Consider the following 25,010-nt stretch of genomic DNA (forward strand, 5'->3'; position numbering starts at 1 on the left):
AAAACACTAATGGCACAATGCCTTAGTGATAGCCAAAATCAGTCAAGCAGGTCCAATTGCAAGTACTCGGCCACCGCTTCAGCCCCGGCGTGCTTGAGCTTCGGCACACGCCCCAGGCACGGCGCAGGCAATCGCTCGGCCAGGGTGGCGAGGTTCTCTTCCAGACGGGAGGTCTTGGGATCGATGATATTCGCCACCCAGCCCGCCAGCGACAAACCGTCCCGGGCGATGGCCTCGGCAGTCAGCAAGGCATGACTGATGCACCCCAGGCGCACGCCCACCACCAGGATCACCGGCAGCTTCAGCGCAATGGCCAGGTCCGACAGGTTCGCCTGATCCGCCAGCGGCACGCGCCAACCGCCCGCGCCCTCGATCAGGGTGAAATCCGCATCCCGCGCCAGGATCTGCTGCATCGGCTTGAGCAACGCTTGCACCGTGAGCGCAACCCCCGCTTCGCGCGCCGCCAGATGGGGCGCGATGGCCGGCTCGAACGCCAGCGGGTTGACCTCGGCATAACTCAGCGGCAGCGAGCACTCGGCCAACAGCGCCAGCGCGTCGGCGTTGCGCAAGCCTTTGGGCGTGACCTGGCAACCAGAGGCCACCGGCTTACCGGCGGCAGTACTTTTTCCGGCTTGCCGGGCGGCGTGCAACAGGCCGGCGGCGATGGTTGTCTTGCCGACATCCGTATCGGTACCGGTGACAAAATAGGCGCTCATAGCGGTTTCTCCAGTACGGCGTACACCACTTGATACGTGGCGGGCAGGCCCTGGGCCTGACGGAACTGCTCGTAAGCGTCCACCAGTGCAACAATCCGCGCGCGCCCCGTCAACCCTCCCGGCCGGCCGGGGTTGAGGTTATGGGCGCCCAACGCCTTCAATTCATGGGTCAGGCTACGCACATCCGGGTAGTGCAGCACATGGGGCTGGCGCTCCAGGCTCACCACCCGCAGGCCGCTGGCCGCGCACAATTGCTGATACATCTCGAAGGTGCGGAAACGGTTGACGTGAACCATACCGTCCGCCGCCCGCCAGCTTTCGCGCAGCTCATCCAGGGTGCCCACGCACAGGCTGGCGAACGCCAACACGCCACCGGGTTGCAGCACGCGATAAGCCTCGCTGAGCACCGCGCCGAAATTCGCACACCATTGCACCGCGAGGGAGGTGAAGAGCAGCCCCACGCTTTCAGCTTTAAGCGGCAAGCGCTCGGCATCACCTGCGATGAAGTGCTGTGCGCCACCCAGGGGCCGCGCGTGGTTGAGCATGCCTTCGGCGATGTCCAACGCAATGCCCTGGCTGGCGGGCAGGCGCGCGCCCAGCACACGGCTGAAATACCCGGTGCCGCACCCCATATCCAACCAGCGTTGCGGTGCAATACCGGCCGGCACACGTGCCAGCAATTCAGCGCCGACAGCCCGCTGCAACTCGGCAACGCTGTCATAGCTGGCCGCCGCACGGGAAAACGACGCCGCCACCTGGCGCTTGTCCGGCAGGGCACCCGGCAACGGGGCGTGGGATAAATCAGTCATCAGCGCACTCATGCAAAAAAGCCTGGATGGCCCCCGCCACACCGTGGGGGTCCTCCAGAAGAAAAGCGTGACCAGCCTGTTCAATCAGGCCGATTTCAACATCGGGCAGCAAGCTCAGCAGGTCGCTCGCGGCTTCGGCGGGCACCAGTTCGTCGCCCCCGGCAAACAGGTGCATCTGCGGGCCCCGATAGGCCAGCAAGGCGTCGCGGGTGTCGAGTCGGGCAAGCAATTCAAGGCCGCTCATCAACGCCCGGGGTGGAGTGTTCGGCGCCCCGCCCACCAGCAAACGCGCCAGCCCACGCGGGTCGGCGGCGCCCTTGGCACACAACAGGCCGAAGCGTTTCAGGGTGACTTGGGAATCGGCATGACAACCGGCGAGGAAGGCGTCGAAGGTCTCGGCAGGCATCGCACTCGGCCAACCGTCATGGGCGACAAAACAGGGGTTGCTCGCCAGGGTCAGCAAGCCGCAGCAGCGTTCGCCACGTCGTGCCGCCAGTTCCGCAGCGAGCATGCCGCCGAGGGACCAGCCGCCCAGCCAGGCGTTGTCCGGCAGCGTCGCGTCGAGTTCATCGAGCCATTCATCCAGGTCGCTGGCGTCCAGCGTCGGCAACGGTTCGATCTGCACCCGCAGGTGTTCGTCCAGACCGTGCAAGGCAGCGGCCAACGGCTCCAGCGGCGATACGCCGAGGCCCCAGCCAGGCAACAAAATCAGTCGATCACGCATGGTCGGGCTCCGTGGCGCCTAACAAGCGGAAACACTCTTCCAATCCGTTCAACAATAGCTGCACCTGCGCCTCGGTGTGGGCCGCCGTTAACGTCACGCGCAAACGTGCGCTGCCGGCGGGTACGGTGGGCGGGCGGATCGCCGTGACCATCAGGCCACGCTCGCGCAGCATTTGCGACAGGCGCACGGCCTTGGCGCTGCTACCGACCAGGATCGGCTGGATCGGCGTAAAACTCGCCATCAAATCCAGGCCAAGCTGCTCGGCGCCCCGGCGGAACTGGCGGATCAGGCCGTCGAGGTGCTCGCGCCGCCAATGCTCGGTGCGCAGCAACTCCAGGCTTTTCAAGGTCGCACAGGCCAGCGCCGGGGGCTGGCTGGTGGTGTAGATATACGGCCGCGCGAACTGGATCAGGCTTTCGATCAGCTCTTCGCTGCCCGCCACAAAGGCGCCCGCCGTACCGAAGGCTTTACCGAGGGTGCCGACCAGTACCGGCACGTCCTCCTGGCTCAAGCCGAAATGCTCGACGATCCCACCGCCATTGGCGCCCAACGGGCCAAAACCGTGGGCATCATCCACCATCAGCCAGGCGCCTTTTGCGCGGGCTTCACGGGCCAGCGCGGGCAAGTCGGCCAGGTCGCCGTCCATGCTGAACACGCCGTCGGTGACCACCAGCGTGTTGCCAGTGGCCTTTTCCAGACGCTTGGCCAGGCTTTCGGCGTCGTTATGCAGGTAGCGATTGAAACGCGCACCGGACAGCAAGCCGGCATCCAGCAGCGAGGCGTGGTTGAGCCGGTCTTCCAGCACCGTATCGCCCTGCCCCACCAACGCCGTGACTGCGCCGAGGTTGGCCATGTAGCCGGTGGTAAACAGCAATGCGCGCGGGCGCCCGGTGAAGTCGGCCAGGGCCTCTTCCAGCTCGTGGTGCGGCGTGGCATGCCCGACCACCAGGTGCGACGCGCCGCCGCCGACACCCCAACGGGACGCACCGGCGCGCCAGGCTTCAATCACTTGCGGGTGATTGGCCAGGCCCAGGTAATCGTTGTTACAGAACGCCAGCAGCGGTTGGCCGTCGACCACCACTTGCGGGCCTTGGGGGCTTTCCAGCAGCGGGCGTTGGCGATATAGGTGCTCGGCACGGCGGGCAGCGAGGCGCGCGGAGAGATCGAAAGACATGCAGGCCTCGATTAAACAGACTGAACACAGTCTCAATGTGGGAGCTGGCTTGCCTGCGATGACGGTGGCACATTCAGCATCAATGTGTCTGAAAGGCCGCTATCGCAGGCAAGCCAGCTTCCACAATGGATTGCATTCCAATAGAGAGATGGGCGTCAAACCACCGCGTTGTAGAACTGCTCGCTGCTTTTTTGCTCAACCAGTGCCTGTTCGATTGCCGCCTGATGCACTTCATCGGCGTGCTCTTCGCGGGCTTCGGGCAGGATCCCCAGGCGCGCGAACAGTTGCATGTCCTTGTCCGCCTGCGGGTTGGCAGTGGTCAGCAATTTGTCGCCATAGAAGATCGAGTTGGCGCCGGCAAAAAACGCCAGGGCCTGCATCTGCTCGTTCATCGCTTCACGGCCGGCCGACAGGCGCACGTGGGACTGCGGCATCAGGATGCGCGCCACGGCCAGCATGCGGATGAAGTCGAACGGGTCGATGTCCTCGGCATTCTCCAGCGGCGTACCGGCCACCTTCACCAGCATGTTGATCGGCACCGACTCCGGATGCTCCGGCAGGTTGGCCAGCTGGATCAGCAGGTTGGCTCGGTCATCCAGCGACTCGCCCATGCCAAGGATGCCGCCAGAGCAGATCTTCATCCCTGATTCACGCACATAGGCCAGGGTTTGCAGGCGCTCGCTGTAGGTGCGGGTGGTGATGATCGAACCGTAGAACTCCGGCGACGTATCCAGGTTGTGGTTGTAGTAATCGAGACCGGCCTGGGCCAGGGCTGCGGTCTGGTCCTGGTCGAGGCGGCCGAGGGTCATGCAGGTTTCCAGGCCCATGGCCTTCACGCCTTTGACCATCTGCAGCACGTAGGGCATGTCTTTGGCCGACGGGTGCTTCCACGCGGCGCCCATGCAGAAGCGGGTCGAACCGATGGCCTTGGCGCGGGCGGCCTCTTCGAGGACCTTCTGCACTTCCATCAGCTTTTCTTTTTCCAGGCCGGTGTTGTAGTGGCCCGACTGCGGACAATATTTGCAATCTTCCGGGCAAGCACCGGTCTTGATCGACAGCAAGGTCGACACCTGCACACGGTTCGCGTCGAAATGCGCGCGATGCACGGTCTGCGCCTGGAACAACAGGTCATTGAACGGCTGCACGAACAGCGCTTTGACTTCGGCGAGGGACCAATCGTGACGCAAGGTGGCGGTGGTGCTGGCGCTCATGGGCGATTCCTTGATTATGCTTGGGCAAGCGCTGTGGGAAGGGCAATACCCACAGACACGACACGGATGCTCGGCATATTTAAGGAAGATTCATGCACTGTCAACCGGACTACAAACGCCAGGTTTACATCTGGTTAAAAAACGAACACACCTGTTTGATCTGCGATGAAGCGACGGAATCCGCCCATTGTGTGTGCAACGTCTGCGAAACCGAGCTGCCCTGGCTGTTGGAGCAGTGCGAGATTTGCGCCGTGCCCCTGCCGATGGACGGCCTGGTTTGCGCACAATGTTTCAAACAGCCACCGGCGTTTAAACATGTGATCGCGCCCTGGACCTTCAGCTTTCCGGTCGACAGCCTGATCAGCCGCTTCAAGCACCAGGCACGCTGGCCGTTCGGCCACCTGCTCGCGCGCTTGCTCGCCCAGCACCTGCAACACCGCTTCGACAACGCCGAACTCCCGCGCCCCGACTGCCTGCTGCCGGTGCCCATGGCGCGCAAACGCCAGCGTGAACGCGGCTTTAACCAGGCACTGATGCTGGCGCGGTGGCTGAGCCACGACCTCGACATCGCACTGGATGAACACGTGCTGCTGCGGCCCCAGGAAACCGTCGCGCAGCAAGCCCTTGACGCCAAACAGCGCAAACGCAACTTGCTCAAGGCCTTCGCCGTGGCCGCCAACGCCGAGGTGACGGGGCGCCACTTCGCCCTGGTCGACGACGTACTCACCACCGGCGCCACCGCCCACAGCCTTGCGCGCCTGTTGATCAACGCCGGTGCGCGGCAAGTCGATGTGTATTGCCTGGCCCGCACGCCCAAACCGGGGGCCTGACTTGACGCAAGCGCGCCTTGCCCGCAACGTTCTGTTTATCTCATCCAAGCGTATCGCCATGTCTTTGCCAGCCTCCCTCAGCCAACACATCATCCGCCGCCCCCAGCGCATTGCCTTGCTGGGACATATCGCCGAACAGGGTTCGATTACCCGCGCAGCGAAAAGCGCCGGTTTGAGCTACAAAGCCGCCTGGGACGCCATCGACGAACTGAACAACCTCGCGCAAAAACCGCTGGTGGAGCGCAGCGTCGGCGGCAAGGGCGGCGGCGGTGCCAGGCTGACGGCAGAGGGTGAGCGGGTCCTGCGCCTCTACCAGCGCCTGCAAGTGCTGCAAGCCGAACTGCTCGGTTCGGATGAAGCCGCCAGTGACTTCAACCTGCTTGGCCGCTTGATGCTGCGCACCAGCGCGCGCAACCAGTTGCACGGCCAGGTCATGGCGATTGAGAGCCATGGCCGCAACGACCTGATCCGCCTGCAACTCGCTGGTGGCCTGACGCTGCAAGCGCAGATCACCCACGACAGCACGCAACGGCTGGAACTGGAAAGCGGTGTGGAAGTGGTCGCACTGATCAAGGCCGGCTGGCTGGAATTGCTGGCCCCCGGGTCCTCTGCAACACCTGGACACAATTGCATGAGCGGCAGGATCGAGGCGATTCTCGACGCTGAAGACGGCCCCAGCGAAGTGCGTATCACCCTGCCCAACGGCCAGGTTTTATGCGCCCTGGCGCCGCCCGGCACGCTCACGGCCCTGGGCGCCGCCGAAGGCCAGACGATCCGTGTGCAATTCGCCCCAAGCAATGTGCTGCTGGGCACACCGGTATAGGCGACGGCCATCCTCAAACTGCAACAATTTCGTCACGCGCGCTCCTTAAGGTGTCTGCAAAAACCGCAGGGAGCCTGACGATGAGCCTATTAGAAGAAAACCAAGCCACCGACCTCGAACAGATGGTCGGCCTCACCCGCCGCCGCTTTATCGGCGCCGGTGCCCTGTGCGGTGCCGCGATGTTCCTCGGTGGCAACCTGTTGAGCCGCAGCGCGATGGCCGTCAACGCCGCAAGCGCCAGCCCGTTGCTGGGTTTCACCAGCATCGCCGCCGCCACCAGCGACGCCATTACCTTGCCGCCGGGCTACAGCGCCTCGGTGCTGATCAGTTGGGGCCAGCCGCTGAGCAAGAGCGCACCGGCGTTCGACCCGTCCGGCAACGGCACGGCCCTGGCCCAGGAGCAGCAGTTCGGCGACCACAACGACGGCATGAGCCTGTTCGCCTTCCCCGGCGACGACAACCGTGCGCTCATGGCGATCAACAACGAATACACCAACTACCGCTACCTCTTCGCCCACGGCGGCGCGCCGCAATCGGCCGAGGACGTGCGCAAGGCCCAGGCCAGCGAAGGCGTGTCGGTGATCGAAGTGCGGCGCCAGGGCGATACCTGGCAGTTCGTGCAGGACTCGCGCTACAACCGGCGCATCCACGGCAACTCGCCGATCCGCCTGAGCGGCCCCGCCGCCGGCCACGCCTGGCTGAAAACCGGCGCCGACAAGAGCGGCACAAAGGCCCTTGGCACGTTCCAGAACTGCGCCAACGGCAAAACGCCATGGGGTACTTATCTGACCTGTGAAGAGAACTTCACCGACTGCTTCGGCAGCACCAACCCACAACAAACCTTCGATGCCGGGCAAAAGCGCTACGGCGCCGTGGCCGCCAGCAAAGACATCAACTGGCACCAGCACGACCCGCGCTTTGACCTCGCCAAGAACCCCAACGAACTCAATCGCCACGGCTGGGTAGTGGAAATCGACCCGTTCGATCCCAAGTCCACCCCGGTCAAGCGCACTGCCCTGGGCCGCTTCAAACACGAAAATGCCGCGCTGGCCGAAACCCGCGACGGCCGCGCCGTGGTGTACATGGGCGACGACGAGCGTGGCGAGTTCATCTACAAATTCGTCAGCCGCGACAAGATCAACCACAAGAACCCCAAGGCCAACAAAGACCTGCTCGACCACGGCACCTTGTACGTGGCGATTTTCGACGCCGGCGACGGCAACACCGACCATCCCAAGGGCAAAGGCCAATGGGTCGAGCTGACTTTCGGGAAGAACGGCATCGACGCCAGCACAGGTTTCACCAGCCAGGCCGAGGTGCTGATCCACGCACGCCTCGCCGCCAGCGTGGTGAAAGCCACACGCATGGACCGCCCGGAATGGATCGTGGTCAGCCCCACCGATGGCCAGGTGTATTGCACCCTGACCAACAACGCCAAGCGCGGCGAAGACGGCCAGCCGGTGGGCGGGCCCAACCCGCGCGAGAAAAACGTCTACGGCCAGATCCTGCGCTGGAAGGCCGACGCCGATAACCACGGCGCCGCGACGTTCAGCTGGGACTTGTTTGTGGTGGCCGGCAACCCGGGTGTCCACGCCGGCACACCTAAGGGCGGCTCGTCCAATATCAACCCGCAGAACATGTTCAACAGTCCTGATGGCTTGGGTTTCGACAAGGCTGGGCGCCTGTGGATTCTTACCGACGGCGACTACAGCAACACGGGCGACTTCGCGGGCATGGGCAATAACCAGATGCTGTGTGCCGACCCGGCCACTGGGGAAATCCGCCGCTTCATGGTAGGACCGGTGGCATGTGAGGTGACAGGCATCAGCTTCTCGCCGGATCAGAAAACGTTGTTTGTGGGGATTCAGCATCCGGGGGAAACCGGCGGTTCGACCTGGCCGGAGCATGTGCCGAACGGCAAGCCAAGGTCGTCGGTCGTGGCGATTCGTAGGGATGATGGTGGAATAGTCGGCGCCTGATAAGCCCGCTCCCACATTCGACCGCATTCTCATATTGGAACTCGGTCAACTGTGGGAGCGGCGGTGCGACGATTCGACTTGCTCGCGAAGGCGTCCGCACAGCCACCGCCTATCTATGCTGTTACCATACCCGGCCGGACGCGGCGCCCTGCTGCGCGCAGGAGTTCGCATGGCCCATCCGTTTGAAACACTCACCCCTGATCTGGTCCTCGACGCCGTTGAAAGCATCGGTTTCCTCAGCGATGCCCGCGTACTGGCGCTCAACAGCTACGAAAACCGCGTGTATCAAGTCGGCATCGAAGATTCCGAGCCGCTGATCGCCAAGTTCTACCGCCCACAGCGCTGGACCAACGAAGCGATCCTCGAAGAACACCGCTTCACCTTCGAACTGGCCGAGTGTGACGTGCCAGTGGTTGCACCACTTATCCACAACGGCGAAAGCCTGTTCGAACACGCAGGTTTCCGCTTCACCCTGTTTCCCCGCCGTGGCGGCCGTGCGCCGGAGCCGGGCAACCTCGACCAGCTGTATCGTCTTGGGCAACTGCTGGGCCGTTTGCATGCGGTGGGTTCCACCCGCCCGTTCGAACACCGTGAAGCCTTGGGTGTGAAGAATTTCGGCCACGATTCCCTCACCACCTTGCTCGAGGGAAACTTCATCCCCAAGAGCCTGCTGCCGGCCTACGAGTCCGTGGCCCGCGACCTGCTCAAGCGCGTGGAAGAGGTGTACAAGGCCACGCCGCACAAGAACATCCGTATGCACGGCGATTGCCACCCCGGCAACATGATGTGCCGTGACGAGATGTTCCACATCGTCGACCTGGATGACTGCCGCATGGGCCCGGCAGTGCAGGACCTGTGGATGATGCTTGCCGGTGATCGTCAGGAATGCCTGGGACAGTTGTCGGAATTGATGGACGGCTACCAGGAATTCCACGACTTCGACCCGCGCGAACTGGCGCTGATCGAACCGCTGCGCGCCTTGCGCCTGATGCATTACAGCGCCTGGCTGGCGCGGCGCTGGGATGACCCGGCGTTTCCCCACAGCTTCCCGTGGTTTGGCACTGAGCGGTATTGGGGGGACCAGGTGTTGGCATTGCGTGAGCAGCTGTCGGCACTGAACGAAGAGCCGCTGAAACTCTTCTGACCCAACCCCTCTCCTTGTGGGAGCCGACAAGCCAGCTCCCACAGAAAAGCACCGCCCATTGCCTGGCAAATGTACTTACAATCGCGCCTTTGTTAGCTGCCTAAGCAAGGATTCTGCAATGCACTCCGCCAACCCCCGCAAGGGGTACATCCTGGGCCTGAGCGCCTATGTCATCTGGGGTCTGTTCCCGCTCTATTTCAAAGCTATCGCCAGCGTCCCGGCCGCCGAAATCATCGTGCATCGCGTGTTGTGGTCGGCGCTGTTCGGCGGCTTGCTGCTGATGGTATGGAAGCACCCCGGCTGGTTCCGTGAACTGCGTGACAACCCCAAGCGCCTGGCGATCCTGGCCCTCAGCGGTTCGTTGATTGCGGGCAACTGGCTGACCTATGTGTGGTCGGTGAACAGCGGGCGCATGCTGGAAGCGAGCCTCGGTTACTACATCAACCCGCTGGTGAATGTGTTGCTGGGCATGCTGATCCTCGGCGAACGCCTGCGACGCTTGCAGTGGGCGGCGGTCGGGCTGGCGGCAGTGGGTGTGGCACAGCAGGTGTGGCAGGTCGGCAGTTTGCCGTGGGTGTCGCTGGTGCTGGCACTGACCTTCGGCTTCTATGGGCTGATCCGCAAACAGGCGCCGGTCAAGGCGCTGCCGGGGCTGGTGGTGGAAACCTGGATGCTGGTGCCGATTGCCGTGGCGTGGTTGCTGTTCAACCCGACCGCCCACAGTGCACAGCTGGCGTTCTGGAGCACGTCCGAAGCCTGGTGGCTGGTGGCCGCAGGCCCGGTGACGCTGATCCCGCTGGTCTGTTTCAACGCCGCCGCACGGCACCTGCCCTACACAGCCCTGGGCTTTTTGCAGTACGTCGCGCCGACCCTGGTGCTGCTGGAAGCGGTGCTGTTGTTCGGTGAACACCTGGCACCGAGCACCCTGATCGCCTTCGCGTTTATCTGGGCGGGCCTGGTGGTTTACAGCGTGGATGCGTGGATGAGCGTGCGCAAACGCTGATCAAATAACGTACAAAACTCTGCAAGCCACAGCGGGCGTGGCTTGCAGACATCCACCCCAAGGTTATCCACAACCTGATCCCCGCCATCTGTGCACAAGCTTTTGAAATTGCTCGTTTTTTGCTCAAGCAGCGCAGAAGCCCGGCCGGCGTGGCCTGGCGCCGGGTCTCTACAGGTTATCCACAGGCCCATGCAAGATTTCCATGCATAACCCTGTGGGCAGATTATTCCTCGTGGTGCAGCTCCACCATCAAGTCGTCGGCCAGGGTTTCCAGGGAGAGCTGCAAGGTGTCCAGGGATAACGCTGCCGGCACCCGCAACAGCGCCTCGGCGGTAAACAGTGGATCACCGCTCATCGGAGCCGGCCGCACATCGGTGCTCAGGCTCTCCAGGTTCACCCCCTGTTTGCTCAACAACGCCGTGATCTCCCGCACGATGCCCGAGCGGTCATTGCCCACCAGCGTCATCAGGATGGATTTGGACGCCGACGCCTGCCCACTGCTGCCCTCACCCACCAGCACACGGATGCCATGTGTGGATAAGTCCTCCAGCGCGCCTACCAGGGCCTGACGGTTTTCTGCAGGAACGCTGACCCGCAGGATCCCCGCAAACTGCCCGGCCATGTGCGCCATGCGGCTTTCCAGCCAGTTGCCGCCGTGGGCGGCGATGTTCTGTGCAATGCGTTCCACCAGGCCGGGTTTGTCGGCGGCGATGATTGTGAGTACAAGATGGTCCATGGCGATGCCCTCTGGAATTCAATCTACAAGGTGGACCCGGAAGCCCTTGATAACAAATCGTGTACCATTTTTATATTTATCTGGAACAATCCAATAGTTTTTTGAGAACATCCGGTTCTCCGCTGTGACCGTACGACCAAAGTGGGTCGCTAAACGACGTATTTAGTCTAATTTTCACAACCGCAAGTCATCATGTAGTATGCCCAACCGTGCACTACATAATGAAAATCTGAAAAAGCGCATAAGCTCCGTAGAGTGAGGCAAGCAATGACTGAACACGTTCAAGTCGGTGGCCTGCAGGTCGCCAAAGTCCTGTTCGACTTCGTGAACAACGAAGCCATTCCCGGCACCGGCATTACTGCCGAGCAGTTCTGGGCCGGTGCCGACAAGGTCATCCATGACCTGGCACCGAAGAACAAAGCCCTACTCGCCAAACGCGACGATTTCCAGGCGCGGATCGACACCTGGCACCAGACCCACGCGGGCCAGGCTCATGACGCGGTGGCCTACAAGGCCTTCCTGCAAGACATCGGATACCTGCTGCCAGAAGCCGCAGATTTCCAGGCCACGACCCAAAACGTCGACGACGAGATCGCCCGCATGGCCGGCCCGCAGCTGGTGGTGCCGGTGATGAACGCGCGTTTTGCCCTCAACGCATCGAATGCGCGTTGGGGCTCGCTGTATGACGCGCTGTATGGCACCGACGCCATCAGCGAAGCCGACGGCGCCGAAAAGGGCCAGGGCTACAACAAAGTGCGCGGCGACAAGGTGATTGCCTTCGCCCGCGCCTTCCTCGACGAAGCCGCACCGCTCAGCGCCGGCAGCCACGTCGACTCCACCGCTTACAAGATCGTTGATGGCAAGCTGATCGTCGGCCTCAAGGGCGGCAGCAACAGCGGCCTGCGCGACGATGCGCAACTGATCGGTTTCCACGGCGACGCGGCACAACCGACTGCCGTACTGTTGAAACACAACGGCCTGCACTTCGAAATCCAGATCGACGCCAGCACCCCGGTCGGCCAGACCGACGCCGCCGGTGTCAAAGACGTGCTGATGGAAGCTGCGCTGACCACCATCATGGACTGCGAAGACTCCGTCGCCGCCGTCGATGCCGATGACAAAGTCGTGATCTATCGCAACTGGCTCGGCCTGATGAAGGGCGACCTGGCCGAAGAAGTGGCCAAGGGCGGCAAGACCTTCACCCGCACCATGAATGCCGACCGCGTCTACACCGGCGTGAATGGCCAGGACGTAACCCTGCACGGCCGTTCGCTGTTGTTTGTGCGCAACGTGGGTCATCTGATGACCATCGACGCGATCCTCGACAAAGACGGCAACGAAGTACCGGAAGGCATCCTCGACGGGCTGATCACCAGCCTGGCCGCGATCCACAGCCTCAACGGCAACAGCACTCGCAAAAACAGCCGCACCGGCTCCGTGTACATCGTCAAACCGAAGATGCACGGCCCGGAAGAAGCCGCATTCACCAACGAGCTGTTCGGTCGCATCGAAGAGGTGCTGAACCTGCCGCGCAACACCCTCAAAGTCGGGATCATGGACGAGGAGCGCCGTACCACGGTCAACCTCAAGGCCTGCATCAAGGCGGCCAGCGAGCGCGTGGTGTTTATCAACACCGGCTTCCTCGACCGTACCGGCGACGAAATCCACACCTCCATGGAAGCCGGCGCGATGGTGCGCAAGGCGGCGATGAAGGCGGAAAAATGGATTGGCGCGTACGAAAACTGGAACGTCGACATCGGCTTGAGCACCGGCCTGCAAGGCCGTGCGCAAATCGGTAAAGGTATGTGGGCAATGCCCGACCTGATGGCTTTGATGCTCGAACAGAAAATCGCCCACCCGCTGGCCGGCGCCAACACCGCTTGGGTGCCGTCGCCAACGGCGGCTGCGCTGCACGCGTTGCACTACCACAAGGTCGACGTATTCGCCCGCCAGACCGAACTGGCCAAGCGCGAACGCGCTTCGGTGGACGACATCCTGAGCATTCCTCTGGCAACCAATACCAATTGGTCTGACGAAGAAATCCGCAACGAACTGGACAACAACGCCCAGGGCATCCTCGGTTACGTGGTGCGCTGGATCGACCAGGGCGTCGGTTGCTCGAAAGTGCCGGACATCAACGATGTGGGCCTGATGGAAGACCGCGCCACCCTGCGCATTTCCAGCCAGCACATCGCCAACTGGCTGCGCCACGGCATCGTCAACCAGGATCAGGTGCTGGAAAGCCTCAAGCGCATGGCGCCGGTGGTGGACCGTCAGAACGCTGGGGATAAGTTGTATCGCCCACTGGCCCCGGATTTCGACAGCAACATCGCGTTCCAGGCAGCGGTGGAGTTGGTGATTGAAGGGACCAAGCAGCCCAATGGCTATACCGAGCCGGTGTTGCATCGTCGGCGTCGGGAGTTCAAGGCTAAGAATGGCCTGTAAATGAAAAAAGCCCCGGTCGAGAGACTGGGGCTTTTTCTTGGGGGGCCAGGGTGACCGGACTGGCGCTTTCGCGAGCAAGCCCGCTCCCACATTCGACCGAGTGCCTACGGGATATACGCGATCAAATGTGGGAGCGGGCTTGCTCGCGAAGAGGCCGGTACAGGCACCACAACAATCAGGAAACCATCCCCAACTCCCGCTTCACCAGTTTCGCCAACTTCACGCTATCAATCGGCTTGAGCAAAAAGTCCACCACGCTCAAATGCATTGCATCGATCACATCCAGCGCTTCCGCGTCCCCCGACATGATGATGATCGGCAACGCCGCCCGTGTGGACTCGCGCACCCGACGAATCAACTCCAGGCCATTGCTCGGCGCCATGCGCAGGTCGGTGATCAGCAAACCAATGGAACTGTTGGACTGCAACAATGCCCAGGCGGCTTCGCCACTCTCGGCGGTCATGCAGCGAATGCCGTCCAGCCCAAGTATCTCCGCGAGCAGTTCACGGGCGTCCTTGTCGTCATCGACGATCAACACCCGTTGCGGCGGTAAATCAGGCTCCAGCATCACGGCGCTCAGCGCCTCGCGCTCGGCATCACTTAAAATATCGTGGTCGGACATACGGTTCTCAGCAGTTCTCATCCAGCTCCCGGCACATTCGTCAGACATCGGCGCACGGACGAACAATGTGCACTTCGTCGGAAAGTTTGCCTAGTGGGCGTTCTACGGGTTTTGCACGATCCTCATCTAAGGTTTTGCCCTAGGTTTATGCCGCTTGTATCGACCTAGACTTACGTCCAATGGGCACCCGCAGCGCAGGAGTCGACCATGCAGACCGATAACGACAAAAAAATGCGGTCACTGTCATGAGTAAAGCTGATGCCTTCGCCCAGGCGGGGAAAACTGCCGTACTACAGAATATCCACGGCACCTTGCAGTTCCTGCAGCGCTTCCCGCCGTTCAACCAGATGGAAAACGCCCACCTGGCGTTCCTGGTGGAGCAATGCCAACTGCGCTTCTTCGGCCCCGGCGAGAGCATCCTCAAGCCGTCGGGTGGGCCCGTCGAACACTTTTACATCGTCAAGCAAGGCCGCGTGGTCGGCGAACGCCCGGACTCGACCGAAACCACCTTCGAAATCACCACCGGCGAATGCTTCCCCCTCGCTGCCCTGCTGAGTGAACGGGCTACCCGCACCGAGCATAAAGCCGCCGAAGACACCTTCTGCCTACAGCTGAACAAACCGGCGTTCATCAAACTGTTCGCCCTTTCCAGCCCGTTTCGCGACTTTGCCCTACGCGGCGTGAGCAGTCTGCTGGATCAGGTCAACCAGCAAGTCCAGCAAAAAGCCGTGGAAACCCTCGGCACCCAATACTCCCTGAACACCCGCCTCGGCGAGTTGGCCATGCGCCATCCGGTAACGTGCAGCCCCACCACGCCGCTACGCGAAGCGGTGACGCTGATGCATGAGCAACAGGTCGGCAGCATCGTGATCGTCGACGAGCACAAGGCGCCGCTGGGAATTTTCACCCTGCGCGACCTGCGTCAGGTGGTGGCCGACGGCACCAGTGATTTCAACCAGGCCATCGAACGCCATATGACCCAGGCGCCGTTCTATCTGACGCCAGACCACAGTGCATTCGACGCCGCCATCGCCATGACCGAGCGACATATCGCCCACGTCTGCCTGGTCAAGGAGCAACGCCTGTGTGGCGTGGTATCCGAACGCGACCTGTTTTCCCTGCAACGGGTAGACCTGGTGCACCTGGCCCGCACCATCCGCAACGCGCCCCGGGTCGACAACCTGGTGGCGATTCGCGGCGAGATCGGCCAGTTGGTCGAGCGCATGCTGGCCCATGGCGCGTCGTCCACCCAGATCACCCACATCATTACCCTGCTCAACGATCACACCGTGTGCCGGGTGATCGAACTGACCCTGGCCGAAAGAGGCGACCCCGGCGTGCCCTTCAGTTGGCTGTGTTTTGGCAGCGAAGGCCGCCGCGAACAGACGCTGTATACCGACCAGGACAACGGCATCCTGTTCGAGGCCAAGGACGCCGCCGAAGCCGCACAGATCCGCGCCCAACTGTTGCCGTTGGCGCAGCAGATCAACCAGAGCCTGGCGCTGTGCGGCTTCAGCCTGTGCAAGGGCAATATCATGGCCGGCAACCCCGAGCTGTGCCTGTCGCGGGCCGAATGGGCGCGGCGTTTCGCGGCGTTTATCCGCGAGGCGACCCCGGAGAACCTGCTCGGCTCCAGTATTTACTTCGACCTGCGCGTGGTGTGGGGCGATGAACGCGGCTGTGAACAACTGCGCCAGGGCATTCTCGATCAGGTTGGGGATAACCGGCTGTTCCAACGCATGCTGGCCGAGAACGCCTTGCGCCAGCGTCCGCCCGTAGGACGTTTCCGCGATTTTGTGCTCACACGCAAAGGTGGCGAAAAGGCCATGCTGGATCTCAAGGTGCAGGGCCTCACGCCTTTCGTCGATGGTGCGCGCCTGCTGGCCCTGGCCAATGGCATCCACGCCAACAACACCCTGGAGCGCCTGCGCCAACTGGTGCTCAAGGAAATCATCGAGCCGCTGGACGGCGCCGCCTATGAAGAGGCGTATCACTTCATCCAGCAAACCCGCATGCAGCAGCACCAGTTGCAGACCCGGGAAAACCAGGCGTATTCCAATCGCGTCGACCCCGACAGCCTCAACCACCTGGACCGACGCATCCTGCGCGAATCCCTGCGCCAGGCCCAACGCCTGCAAAGCAGCCTGACGTTGCGGTATCAGCTGTGAGTTTGTTCAGTTGGCTGCGTGCGAAAAAGCCTGGCCTCGACAGCACGCAACTACAACGCCTGGCGCAACTGCCGGAGCCCGCGGCGCTGGGCAATAACGCCTTGCGCACGCAACGCTGGGTGGTCGTCGACCTGGAAACCAGCGGCCTGAACCTCAACCGCGATCAGGTGCTGTCGATCGGCGCAGTGGTGATCGAAGACGGCGCGGTGGATTTCTCACAGATGTTTGAACGCACCCTGCAACGGGCCGAGACCAAACTCAGCCCCAGCGTGTTGATCCACGGCCTCGGTCCCAGTGCAATTGCCGCCGGCAGTGATCCGGTGGAAGCGCTGTTGGAGTTCATGGCGTTTGTCGGCGACAGCCCGTTGCTCGCGTTCCACGCGCCATTCGATCAACACATGCTGTGCCGGGCGCTCAAGGACAGCCTGGGTTACCGCCTGACCCACCCGTTCCTCGACGTGGCCGACATCGCCCCGCTGCTGTGCCCTGAAGCGCATATCCGCGAGGCCGGGCTGGACGACTGGATCAGCCACTTCAATTTGCAGGTCGGCGAACGCCACCACGCCAGCGCCGACGCCCTGGCCACGGCCGAGTTGATGCTCATCTTGTTCAGCCGCGCGCGCCAGCAGTTCATCGACACGCCCCACGCCCTGCAAGAGCGTTTAAGCCAATGGAAACGGCGTAAACAAGCGCCAGCGTTTTAATAGCACCGCCCGACAGACGCCAATTGCGTCCACCCTACGGCTCTGACACAATCGCGAATAATTCTCGTTAGTTTAAACGTTTTGTTTGCCAGGTGATCCTTGTCGTCGATCCAGACCCCACGCAGTGAGCTTGTTGGCGCGTTGTATCGCGACCATCGCGGCTGGCTGCTGGCCTGGCTGCGACGCAACGTGGCCTGCCCGAGCCGTGCCGAAGACCTGAGCCAGGACACCTTCATGCGCCTGCTCGGCCGTGACGAACTGCGCGAACCGCGCGAGCCACGGGCGTTCCTGGTGGCCATCGCCAAGGGCCTGTTGTTCGACTACTTCCGCCGCGCCGCACTGGAACAGGCCTATCTCACCGAGCTGATGCTGATCCCGGAAAGCGAACACCCCTCGCCGGAAGAACAGCAACTGATCCTCGAAGACCTCAAGGCCATCGACCGCCTGCTCGGCAAGCTGTCGAGCAAGGCCCGCGCCGCCTTCCTCTATAACCGCCTCGACGGCCTTGGCCACGCCGAAATCGCCCAGCGCCTCGGCGTGTCGGTGCCGCGTGTGCGCCAGTACCTGGCCCAGGGCATTCGCCAGTGCTACATCGCGCTGTATGGCGAGCCGCAGTGAACACGATCAGTTCCAAACCGGTGTCGTCCCGTGTGCTGGACGCGGCAATTGCCTGGCAACTGTCCCTCGACTCCGGCGACGGCAGCCCGGTTGAGCGCGAAGAGTTCGATAAATGGCTGGCCAGCGACGAAGAACACGCCCGCGCCTGGCGCCAGTTGGGCATGCTCGACCAGCGTTTCAGCGCCGCCTCGGGCCCGGCGCGGGTGGCGTTGTTGCAGTCCCGCGAGGGCATTCGCCAGCGGGTGCGCAAGCTCGGCAGCGGGCTGGCAAGCATCGCGCTGGTCATCGGCCTGGCGTTGTTCGCCGGCGAACGCTACGTACCGATCCACTATTGGCTGGCCGACCAACGCACCGCCACTGGCGAGCAGCGCACGCTGAAGTTGCCGGACGGCACGCTGATCAACCTCAACACCCACAGCGCCATCGACGTACGCTTCGATGAAAAGCGCCGGCTGATTGTGTTGCAGGACGGCGAAATCCTCGTCGAAACCGGCCACAACGACGCGCGGCCGTTCTATGTGCAGACCCGCGACGGCAGCCTGCGGGCGCTGGGCACGCGGTTTATCGTCAAGCGCGAAGACCACGCCACGCGCTTGAGCGTGCTGCAATCGGCCGTCGGCGCCCAGCCCGAAACCTCGCCGCACGAACAGGTGTTCAAGGAAGGCCAGCAAGTGCTGATGCGCAGCGACGGGCTGGGCCCTACGTTGGCCGTCACCCCGGCTACCGACGCCTGGACGCGCGGCATGCTGGTGGTCGACAACGCTCGCCTGGGGGATGTGATCGAGGAACTCAGCCGTTATCGCACCGGGCACCTGGGCGTGGATAACAATGTGGCCGACCTGCGGATCACCGGCAGCTTCCCGCTGCATGACACAACCCTGGCGTTGAATGCGCTGCTGCCGACTTTGCCGGTTCAGATCGAGCAGCTTACGCCGTGGTGGGTGACTGTCAGCGCCAAGCCTTAGGTTCTGTAGTGCCTGGCCGATTGCTTTCGCGAGCAAGCCCGCTCCCACATTCGACCGCGTTCTACCGGAACGAATGCGCTCAAGTGTGGGAGCGGGCTTGCTCGCGAAGAGGCCCCCAAGAACAGCGCAAAAAATAATTACACCCAGCCCTATCACTTTTCGATTCTCGTTCGGCACCTAGGCAATTGAGAAATATTTCCATTCAGGAGCCGCCCCATGTCCCGCACGCTAGACACCCTGCTGCGCCCCAGCCTGTTAGCCGTGGCCATCGCCCTCGGTACCCCGCTGGCCAGCCCCTTGCTGATCGCCGCCGAACAGGCCTCCAGCGTGCGTGCCTACAACCTGCCGGCGGCGCCCCTGGCGGCCACCCTGAACCAGATCGCCAGCCAAGCGGGCCTGGCCCTGACCCTCAACCCGGCACTCGCCGCCGGCAAGACCTCGGCCCCGGTCCAAGGCCAGTTCGATGCACCGGGCGCACTGCGCGAAGCCCTGCGCGGCACGGGCTTGCAGTTGGAACAGAGCAGCGCCGGCACGTACACGCTGGTGGCAATCCCGGAGGGTGTAGTGGCGTTGCCGCAGACCAATATCATTGGCCAAGGCAGCTATGAAAGCGCCTGGGGCCCGGTGGACGGGTATGTCGCAACGCGCACCGCTGCCGGGACCAAGACCGATACCGCCCTGGTCGAGGCGCCGCGCTCGATTTCCGTCGCCACCCGCCAGCAGATGCAAGACCGCAACGTGCAGAACCTGGATGACGCGGTCAAATACATGCCCGGTATCGTCTCCGCGAGCTACGGCAGCGACACCCGCTACGACTGGATGCGTGTACGCGGCTTCGAACCGACCCAGTTCCTCGACGGCCTGCCGCTGCCGCGCGGCGTCTACGCCAACCCGAAGGCCGAGACCTGGAACCTCGACCGCCTCGCCCTGCTGCGCGGCCCCGCGTCGTCGGTGTACGGCCAGACGCCACCGGGAGGCCTCCTGGACATGGTCAGCCGCCGTCCCAGCGAAGAATCGAGCCATGCCGTCCAAGTGCAATACGGCAGCGACAACTACCGCCAGATCAACTTCGCCAGCACCGGCAAGATCGACGATGAAGGCCAGTTCCTCTACGGCCTCAGCGGCGTGGTGCGCGATGCCGGCACTCAGGTCGATCATATCGATAACAAGCGCTACAACATCGCCCCCAGCCTGACCTGGAACGTCGACCCCGACACCAAGCTGACCTTGCTCTCGCAGTTCACCCGCGACGATACCGGCACCACCAGCCAGTTCATGCCGATCCAGGGCACCAAGATCAAATCGCCGCTGGGCGAAGTGTCCCATCACAAGAACCTGGGCGACCCGGACTACGAGTTCTACGACCGTACCTACTACGCGCTGGGTTATGCGTTCGAACACCGTTTCAACGATACGTGGCAGTTCAAGCAGAACCTGCGCTACACCAAGTCGGAATTATCGTTCCAGCAGCTGACTGTGGGCTCCTATGCCTATTCGCCGGCGGATGCCGCAGGCAATATCAGCCGTTCGACCACCAATGTGGACGAGAACATCGGCCAGTTTGCGGTGGACAACAACTTCCAGGCCGACTTCGCCACTGGCGACGTGATCCACACCTTGCTGCTGGGCCTGGACCACCAGCGTACCGATACGTCCTACCGCGCGATTTACGGCACCGCTTCGGGTATCAACATCTTCAACCCGGTCAATACCACGCCGACGGTACGCCCGACCGACGTCCGGCCGTTCTACGACTACAACCAGAAAACCGTGCAGACCGGCCTCTACGTACAGGACCAGATGGCCCTGGACAAATGGCGCCTGACCCTGGGCGGGCGTGAAGACTGGGTGCATCAGGCCACCACTTACTTCAACGACAGCGATGCGACCAACACCGACCGCATCAAACACTTCAGCGGTAACGCAGCGCTGAGCTATGTGTTCGATTCGGGCGTCGTACCGTACTTGTCCTACGCCGAATCGTTCCAACCGGCCAGCAACGCCGATACCAGTGCGGCCAAGACCTTCAAACCGACTGAAGGCAAACAGTGGGAAATGGGCGTCAAGTATCAGCCGCCCGGTTCCAACACGCTGCTGACGGCGGCGGTCTACGATCTGACCCAGAAGAACGTGCAAGTGACCACCCTTGGCGCTGGCAACCAGCAGATCAACAGCCAGACCGGCGAAGTGAAGGTCAAGGGCCTGGAGCTGGAAGCCGTGTCTGACGTGACCGAGAACCTCAAGGTCATCGCCGCTTACACCCTGGCCAAGTCCGAGGTGCAAAAAGGCATCTACAAAGGCAACCGCCTGACCTTGATGCCCAACCAGCAAGCCTCGCTGTGGACTGACTACACGTGGCACACCGGCCCACTCGATGGTTTCGGCGTCGGCTTTGGTGCGCGTTACACCGGCAACACCTATGGCGACCAGGCCAACACCTGGCTGGGCAAGGCCAACGCCTACACCGTGTTCGACGGTTCGGTGCATTACGACCTCGGCCGCCTGGACAACGCCCTCAAGGGCGCATCGGTGAAGCTCAACGCCACCAACCTGTTCAACAAGGACTACCTGTCGACCTGTGACGCCAACTATTGCTACTTCGGCGACCAACGCAGCGTCGTTGCCAGCGCCACCTACCAGTGGTGATCGGCTGAGTTAACAGCCGGGCCGCCCCCCAGTGGGCGGCCTCGGCATGTCTGAAGGTTGGAAAATGAAAAGCACCACTATCCGCCGCTGGTCCTTCATCCACACCTGGACCAGCCTGATCTGCACCGTATTCCTGCTGCTGCTTGCCCTCACCGGCCTGCCACTGGTGTTCCACCACGAGATCGACCACCTGCTGGGCAACGAGCCGGCACTGGCGCAGATGCCCGCCGATACGCCGCGGCTCAACCTCGAACAGCTGGTGGCCAAGGCCCAGGCCCATCGCCCCGGCGAGGCCATGCAGTACCTGGCCTGGGACGAGGACGACCCGAACGGTGTGATCGCGATCATGGCCGCCACTGCCGGTACCGAACCCAATTCGTCGCACACCTTCATGCTGGATGCGCGTACGGGTGATGCGGTGCAGATGCCGTCGGCAAATGGCGGCTTCACCCTGTTCCTGCTGCGTCTGCATGTGGATATGTTCGCCGGGCTGCCGGGCAAGTTGCTGCTGGCGTTCATGGGCATTCTGTTTGTGCTGGCGATCATCTCGGGCACGGTGTTGTACCTGCCGTTCATGCGCCGCCTGAGGTTCGCCACGGTGCGCCACGACAAATCCACACGCCTGCGCTGGCTCGACCTGCATAACCTGATCGGCGTGGTGACCCTGACCTGGGCCCTGGTGGTCGGCGTCACCGGCGTGATCAGCGCCTGCGCCGACCTGATCATCGCCGCCTGGCGCCAGGACAGCCTCGGCGCCATGATCGAACCCTACAAAAACGCCCCGCCCTTGACCCAGCGCGCCCCGGCAACGGACTTGCTGACCATCGCCGCCAAGGCCGCACCGGGCATGCAGCCAGACTTTATCGCCTTCCCCGGCACGCGCTTTTCCAGCGAGCACCACTACGCGGTGTTCATGAAGGGCAGCACGCACCTGACCTCGCACCTGCTCACGCCGGTGCTGATCGACGCCAGTACCCTGGCTGTCACCGCCATCGCCGAGCGGCCGTGGTACATGGACGCCATGGGCATGTCCCAGCCGCTGCACTTTGGCGACTACGGCGGCATGCCAATGAAAATTCTGTGGGCGGTGCTGGATGTGCTGACCATCATCGTGTTGCTCAGCGGTATTTACCTGTGGATCGTCAGGCGCAAGACATGAAGCCAAGACAGTCGAGTTTCTGGAAGGTGTTTGGCATTCCCTTGGGGATTGGCGTGCTGAGTGCAGCCGGGTTGTTTGCGGCGTTGCTGGGGGATGGGTGGTGGGATTCGTTGAGTTGGGTTGGGTTGGGGGTGCCGGCGGCGCTTGGCACTTGGGGGTTGTTTAAGCGGCGTAGCTGATGGCGCTTTCGCGAGCAAGCCCGCTCCCACATTCGACCGCGATCCGCCTGACAAAATGGGGTCAAATGTGGGAGCGGGCTTGCTCGCGAAGAGGCCTTCAAAAACACCATAAATGCCTCTAGGCTAGCCCCTGCCCATCTTGAGGAATGCCCATGTCCACCATGACCCTGTTCCACAACCCCGCCTCGCCCTTCGTGCGCAAGGTCCGCGTGCTGCTGATCGAAACCGGCCAGCAGGACCGCGTGGCGCTGCAAGCCACCCTGCCGACGCCGGTCCAGCCCGACCTGCAAGTGGTGCAAGGCAACCCCGTGGGCAAGATCCCGGCCCTGCGCCTGGCCGACGGTTCGATGCTGCACGACAGCCGGGTGATCCTCGATTACCTCGACCACCAGCACGTCGGCAACCCGCTGATCCCCCGCGACGGCTCCGCCCGCTGGCGCCGCCTGACCCTGGCCTCAATGGCCGACGGCATCATGGATGCCGCCGTGCTGGTGCGCTACGAGACCGCGATGCGCCCGGTGCAGAAGCATTGGGACCAGTGGCTGGATGAGCAGCGCAACAAGATCCGGCGCAGCGTGGCCGAGTTGGAAGCGGATGCGATTGCGGAGCTGGCCAGCCATTTCGATATCGCGGCGATCAGTGTGGCGTGTGCCCTGGGTTACCTGGACTTCCGCCACCCGGACCTGCAATGGCGCCTCGATAACCCGAAGCTCGCCGCCTGGTACGCCGAGGTCAGCCAGCGTCCCTCGATGCTTGAAACCCAACCTCCCGCCTAACCCCCACCGACATTCCCCTGTGGGAGCGGCGGTGCGACGATTCGACTTGCTCGCGAATGCGGTCTATCAGTAACGGATTCATTGACTGACCCACCGCTTTCGCAAGCAAGCCCGCTCCCACATTGTCCAGTGGCGTGGTTGAGGAAGTTGACCAGCCTCGCCTTCATCTGCTGATCTTCCCTTAACCCAATCATTGCACCGCCTCCAGATCGAACTGCAATGGCTCCACCGCCTTGCGCTTGCCCACGCCATACCAATCCAGTTTGCGCGTCAGCACCATCACCGTGCCCAGCAACCCAAACAGCAACAGCGAGCCCATCAGCAGCGCGTAATCCTCGGCACTCAACAGCCCGTAGAGCAAGGCATACAACGCCGCCAACCCCGCCGAAAACCCCAGCCCGTGGCTGACGCTGCGCAGCACATGGCACACGTAGAAACCGATCAACAACACGCAGGCACTCGCCGAGATCAGGTAAGCCAGGGCAAAGCCGATGTGCTCGGACAACGACAACAGCAGCAGGTAGAAAAACGCCAGCGCAAAGCCTACCAACGCGTACTGCACCGGGTGCACCGCCAGGCTCTTGAGCACTTCAAACAGAAAGAAGCCGGCAAAAGTCAGGGCGATAAACAGCAGCGCATATTTGATCGCGCGGTCGCTCTTGAGGTACTGGTCCACCGGGTCGATGAAGTTGACGCCGAAGCTGCGGTTGTTGAAGTCCTTGCAGCCCTGCCCGTCCAGGCAACTTTGCAGCGCCTGCTCAAGGTTGGTGGAAAAGAATGAGGTCTGCCAGTTGGCGCTGAAGCCCTGATCGGTGACGTCACGCCGGGCCGGCAGGAAGTTGCCGATAAAGCTCGGATGCGGCCAGTTGGAGGCGAGCGACACTTGGCTGACCTTGCCCACCGGCACCACTTGCAGTTGTTCGGTGCCTTGCAGGCGCAGGTCGAAAGCGAAGGTCACGACATAAGGTTTTTTACTGTCCTGCTCCGGCAGCGCCACGTGCACGCCCTCGCCCAGCCAGTCGACTTGGGAGCCCGGTTCGAAGTCCAGGCGCTGGCTGCCCAGTTCCAGTTTCAGCGAGTTCTCGATGCCACGAATATCGCTGATACCCACCGCCAGGAACGCCGGTTCAAAGCGGTAGTCGGCAAAGTCTTCGGTGATGCCCAGTTGTGCCGGCAGTTCGAAATGCCCGCTGATACGGTTATCGGCATGGAACAGCCGCGCCTGGTAGATGCCACGGGCGCGCAGTTCGGTCTGCACCTTGCCGTCGAGTTCGAAGCGGTCCGGCAGGAAGTACAAACGGCCGCGCTCTTCACGGGTGACTTCGTAGCGTTTGTTGAGTTTTTCATTGAGCTTCCACTCGCGCACAGTCTTGCGGTACGGCACCACCATTAACGGGCCGGTCAGACGCTGGCTGTAGCTGGAGCTGCGGGCGATGTCATCCAGCACGGCATCGCGAGTGTTTTGGCGATCGCCGATGATGCCGTTGATCATCAGCAGTGGAATCAGCAACACCAGCATCAGCAGCGCAATCGCGCCAAGTTTGAAAAGCAGACTGCGGTTCATGGGACTCTCCCTGTT

General features: G+C 62.5%; 22 protein-coding genes. 14 read left to right on the top strand and 8 right to left on the bottom strand.

Translation table 11 applies throughout. The features are described from left to right. Nucleotides 1–38 precede the first annotated feature (38 nt). From bioD to bioB, 5 genes are all read right to left on the bottom strand, one after another. Nucleotides 39–716, bottom strand: a complete 678-nt coding sequence (gene bioD, locus AC3ISR_RS25800; protein ID WP_192299829.1) for a dethiobiotin synthase — start codon at nucleotides 714–716, stop codon at nucleotides 39–41. Beyond that, nucleotides 713–1,525, bottom strand: a complete 813-nt coding sequence (gene bioC, locus AC3ISR_RS25805) for a malonyl-ACP O-methyltransferase BioC (protein ID WP_192299830.1) — start codon at nucleotides 1,523–1,525, stop codon at nucleotides 713–715. The genes bioD and bioC overlap by 4 nt, the downstream gene beginning before the upstream one ends. Beyond that, on the bottom strand, nucleotides 1,518–2,249 hold the full coding sequence (locus AC3ISR_RS25810) for an alpha/beta fold hydrolase (RefSeq protein WP_192299831.1): 732 nt from the start codon (nucleotides 2,247–2,249) through the stop codon (nucleotides 1,518–1,520). The genes bioC and AC3ISR_RS25810 overlap by 8 nt, the downstream gene beginning before the upstream one ends. Next, nucleotides 2,242–3,423, bottom strand: a complete 1,182-nt coding sequence (gene bioF, locus AC3ISR_RS25815) for an 8-amino-7-oxononanoate synthase (RefSeq protein WP_192299832.1) — start codon at nucleotides 3,421–3,423, stop codon at nucleotides 2,242–2,244. The genes AC3ISR_RS25810 and bioF overlap by 8 nt, the downstream gene beginning before the upstream one ends. A gap of 155 nt (nucleotides 3,424–3,578) precedes the next feature. Further along, on the bottom strand, nucleotides 3,579–4,634 hold the full coding sequence (gene bioB, locus AC3ISR_RS25820) for a biotin synthase BioB (RefSeq protein WP_192299833.1): 1,056 nt from the start codon (nucleotides 4,632–4,634) through the stop codon (nucleotides 3,579–3,581). 92 nt (nucleotides 4,635–4,726) lie between these two features. Here bioB and AC3ISR_RS25825 point away from each other — a divergent pair, with 92 nt between their 5' ends. The 5 genes from AC3ISR_RS25825 to rarD all read left to right on the top strand — a co-directional run bounded on the left by AC3ISR_RS25825 (nucleotide 4,727) and on the right by rarD (nucleotide 10,413). Continuing rightward, nucleotides 4,727–5,464 carry a ComFC family protein gene (locus AC3ISR_RS25825; protein WP_192299834.1) on the top strand — a complete coding sequence of 246 codons (738 nt, stop codon included), beginning with the start codon at nucleotides 4,727–4,729 and terminating at the stop codon, nucleotides 5,462–5,464. 58 nt (nucleotides 5,465–5,522) lie between these two features. After that, nucleotides 5,523–6,287 (top strand): TOBE domain-containing protein, encoded by a 765-nt coding sequence (locus AC3ISR_RS25830; RefSeq protein ID WP_192299835.1) that lies wholly within the window; start codon nucleotides 5,523–5,525, stop codon nucleotides 6,285–6,287. Nucleotides 6,288–6,367: 80 nt separating this feature from the next. Then, nucleotides 6,368–8,266, top strand: a complete 1,899-nt coding sequence (locus tag AC3ISR_RS25835; RefSeq protein WP_463984166.1) for a PhoX family protein — start codon at nucleotides 6,368–6,370, stop codon at nucleotides 8,264–8,266. 169 nt (nucleotides 8,267–8,435) lie between these two features. Next, a complete protein-coding gene (locus AC3ISR_RS25840) occupies nucleotides 8,436–9,410 on the top strand; it encodes a serine/threonine protein kinase (RefSeq protein ID WP_034101116.1) in 975 nt (324 codons plus the stop codon). 118 nt (nucleotides 9,411–9,528) lie between these two features. Then, entirely contained in the window at nucleotides 9,529–10,413 is an 885-nt protein-coding gene (gene rarD / locus AC3ISR_RS25845) for an EamA family transporter RarD (RefSeq protein WP_463984165.1), read from the top strand. A 223-nt stretch (nucleotides 10,414–10,636) separates the two neighbouring features. Here the strand turns inward: rarD and AC3ISR_RS25850 are convergent, their stop codons facing one another. After that, nucleotides 10,637–11,149 (bottom strand): glycine cleavage system transcriptional repressor, encoded by a 513-nt coding sequence (locus AC3ISR_RS25850; protein WP_192299839.1) that lies wholly within the window; start codon nucleotides 11,147–11,149, stop codon nucleotides 10,637–10,639. Nucleotides 11,150–11,416: 267 nt separating this feature from the next. On the opposite strand from AC3ISR_RS25850, the gene AC3ISR_RS25855 reads away from it, so the two are divergent. Further along, nucleotides 11,417–13,594, top strand: a complete 2,178-nt coding sequence (locus tag AC3ISR_RS25855; RefSeq protein WP_192299840.1) for a malate synthase G — start codon at nucleotides 11,417–11,419, stop codon at nucleotides 13,592–13,594. Between the two features lie 175 nt (nucleotides 13,595–13,769). On the opposite strand, the gene AC3ISR_RS25860 is transcribed toward AC3ISR_RS25855, so the two are convergent. Next, the gene (locus AC3ISR_RS25860) at nucleotides 13,770–14,216 is read right to left on the bottom strand and encodes a response regulator (RefSeq protein WP_463984164.1); all 447 of its coding nucleotides are present in this window, start codon (nucleotides 14,214–14,216) and stop codon (nucleotides 13,770–13,772) included. Nucleotides 14,217–14,461: 245 nt separating this feature from the next. Here AC3ISR_RS25860 and AC3ISR_RS25865 point away from each other — a divergent pair, with 245 nt between their 5' ends. From AC3ISR_RS25865 to AC3ISR_RS25900, 8 genes are all read left to right on the top strand, one after another. Further along, entirely contained in the window at nucleotides 14,462–16,384 is a 1,923-nt protein-coding gene (locus tag AC3ISR_RS25865) for a putative nucleotidyltransferase substrate binding domain-containing protein (RefSeq protein WP_463984163.1), read from the top strand. After that, on the top strand, nucleotides 16,381–17,088 hold the full coding sequence (locus tag AC3ISR_RS25870; protein WP_463984162.1) for a 3'-5' exonuclease: 708 nt from the start codon (nucleotides 16,381–16,383) through the stop codon (nucleotides 17,086–17,088). Before AC3ISR_RS25865 ends, AC3ISR_RS25870 begins: the two co-directional genes overlap by 4 nt. Before the next feature lie 99 nt (nucleotides 17,089–17,187). Further along, nucleotides 17,188–17,706: an RNA polymerase sigma factor gene (locus AC3ISR_RS25875; RefSeq protein ID WP_226454483.1), complete on the top strand. Its 519-nt coding sequence runs from the start codon at nucleotides 17,188–17,190 to the stop codon at nucleotides 17,704–17,706. Further along, on the top strand, nucleotides 17,703–18,671 hold the full coding sequence (locus AC3ISR_RS25880) for a FecR domain-containing protein (protein WP_463984161.1): 969 nt from the start codon (nucleotides 17,703–17,705) through the stop codon (nucleotides 18,669–18,671). The genes AC3ISR_RS25875 and AC3ISR_RS25880 overlap by 4 nt, the downstream gene beginning before the upstream one ends. A 216-nt stretch (nucleotides 18,672–18,887) precedes the next feature. Continuing rightward, nucleotides 18,888–21,317: a TonB-dependent siderophore receptor gene (locus tag AC3ISR_RS25885; RefSeq protein WP_489324503.1), complete on the top strand. Its 2,430-nt coding sequence runs from the start codon at nucleotides 18,888–18,890 to the stop codon at nucleotides 21,315–21,317. A 64-nt stretch (nucleotides 21,318–21,381) separates the two neighbouring features. After that, nucleotides 21,382–22,476: a PepSY-associated TM helix domain-containing protein gene (locus tag AC3ISR_RS25890; RefSeq protein ID WP_463984160.1), complete on the top strand. Its 1,095-nt coding sequence runs from the start codon at nucleotides 21,382–21,384 to the stop codon at nucleotides 22,474–22,476. Further along, complete coding sequence (locus tag AC3ISR_RS25895) at nucleotides 22,473–22,655, top strand: hypothetical protein (protein WP_192299849.1); 183 nt, start codon at nucleotides 22,473–22,475, stop codon at nucleotides 22,653–22,655. The genes AC3ISR_RS25890 and AC3ISR_RS25895 overlap by 4 nt, the downstream gene beginning before the upstream one ends. A 146-nt stretch (nucleotides 22,656–22,801) precedes the next feature. After that, nucleotides 22,802–23,431: a glutathione S-transferase family protein gene (locus tag AC3ISR_RS25900; RefSeq protein WP_192299953.1), complete on the top strand. Its 630-nt coding sequence runs from the start codon at nucleotides 22,802–22,804 to the stop codon at nucleotides 23,429–23,431. A 190-nt stretch (nucleotides 23,432–23,621) separates the two neighbouring features. Here AC3ISR_RS25900 and creD read toward each other — a convergent pair whose 3' ends face one another. Next, a complete protein-coding gene (gene creD / locus AC3ISR_RS25905) occupies nucleotides 23,622–24,995 on the bottom strand; it encodes a cell envelope integrity protein CreD (RefSeq protein ID WP_463984159.1) in 1,374 nt (457 codons plus the stop codon). Nucleotides 24,996–25,010 lie beyond the last annotated feature (15 nt).

The organism is Pseudomonas sp. GL_117 (assembly GCF_057835125.1).

Bases quoted from the DNA above. Each gene is read 5' to 3' on its own strand.
- bioD (WP_192299829.1), bottom strand. From the start codon at position 716: ATGAGCGCCTATTTTGTCACCGGTACCGATACGGATGTCGGCAAGACA.
- bioC (WP_192299830.1), bottom strand. From the start codon at position 1,525: ATGACTGATTTATCCCACGCCCCGTTGCCGGGTGCCCTGCCGGACAAG.
- AC3ISR_RS25810 (WP_192299831.1), bottom strand. From the start codon at position 2,249: ATGCGTGATCGACTGATTTTGTTGCCTGGCTGGGGCCTCGGCGTATCG.
- bioF (WP_192299832.1), bottom strand. From the start codon at position 3,423: ATGTCTTTCGATCTCTCCGCGCGCCTCGCTGCCCGCCGTGCCGAGCAC.
- bioB (WP_192299833.1), bottom strand. From the start codon at position 4,634: ATGAGCGCCAGCACCACCGCCACCTTGCGTCACGATTGGTCCCTCGCC.
- AC3ISR_RS25825 (WP_192299834.1), top strand. From the start codon at position 4,727: ATGCACTGTCAACCGGACTACAAACGCCAGGTTTACATCTGGTTAAAA.
- AC3ISR_RS25830 (WP_192299835.1), top strand. From the start codon at position 5,523: ATGTCTTTGCCAGCCTCCCTCAGCCAACACATCATCCGCCGCCCCCAG.
- AC3ISR_RS25835 (WP_463984166.1), top strand. From the start codon at position 6,368: ATGAGCCTATTAGAAGAAAACCAAGCCACCGACCTCGAACAGATGGTC.
- AC3ISR_RS25840 (WP_034101116.1), top strand. From the start codon at position 8,436: ATGGCCCATCCGTTTGAAACACTCACCCCTGATCTGGTCCTCGACGCC.
- rarD (WP_463984165.1), top strand. From the start codon at position 9,529: ATGCACTCCGCCAACCCCCGCAAGGGGTACATCCTGGGCCTGAGCGCC.
- AC3ISR_RS25850 (WP_192299839.1), bottom strand. From the start codon at position 11,149: ATGGACCATCTTGTACTCACAATCATCGCCGCCGACAAACCCGGCCTG.
- AC3ISR_RS25855 (WP_192299840.1), top strand. From the start codon at position 11,417: ATGACTGAACACGTTCAAGTCGGTGGCCTGCAGGTCGCCAAAGTCCTG.
- AC3ISR_RS25860 (WP_463984164.1), bottom strand. From the start codon at position 14,216: ATGTCCGACCACGATATTTTAAGTGATGCCGAGCGCGAGGCGCTGAGC.
- AC3ISR_RS25865 (WP_463984163.1), top strand. From the start codon at position 14,462: ATGAGTAAAGCTGATGCCTTCGCCCAGGCGGGGAAAACTGCCGTACTA.
- AC3ISR_RS25885 (WP_489324503.1), top strand. From the start codon at position 18,888: ATGTCCCGCACGCTAGACACCCTGCTGCGCCCCAGCCTGTTAGCCGTG.
- AC3ISR_RS25890 (WP_463984160.1), top strand. From the start codon at position 21,382: ATGAAAAGCACCACTATCCGCCGCTGGTCCTTCATCCACACCTGGACC.
- AC3ISR_RS25895 (WP_192299849.1), top strand. From the start codon at position 22,473: ATGAAGCCAAGACAGTCGAGTTTCTGGAAGGTGTTTGGCATTCCCTTG.
- AC3ISR_RS25900 (WP_192299953.1), top strand. From the start codon at position 22,802: ATGCCCATGTCCACCATGACCCTGTTCCACAACCCCGCCTCGCCCTTC.
- creD (WP_463984159.1), bottom strand. From the start codon at position 24,995: ATGAACCGCAGTCTGCTTTTCAAACTTGGCGCGATTGCGCTGCTGATG.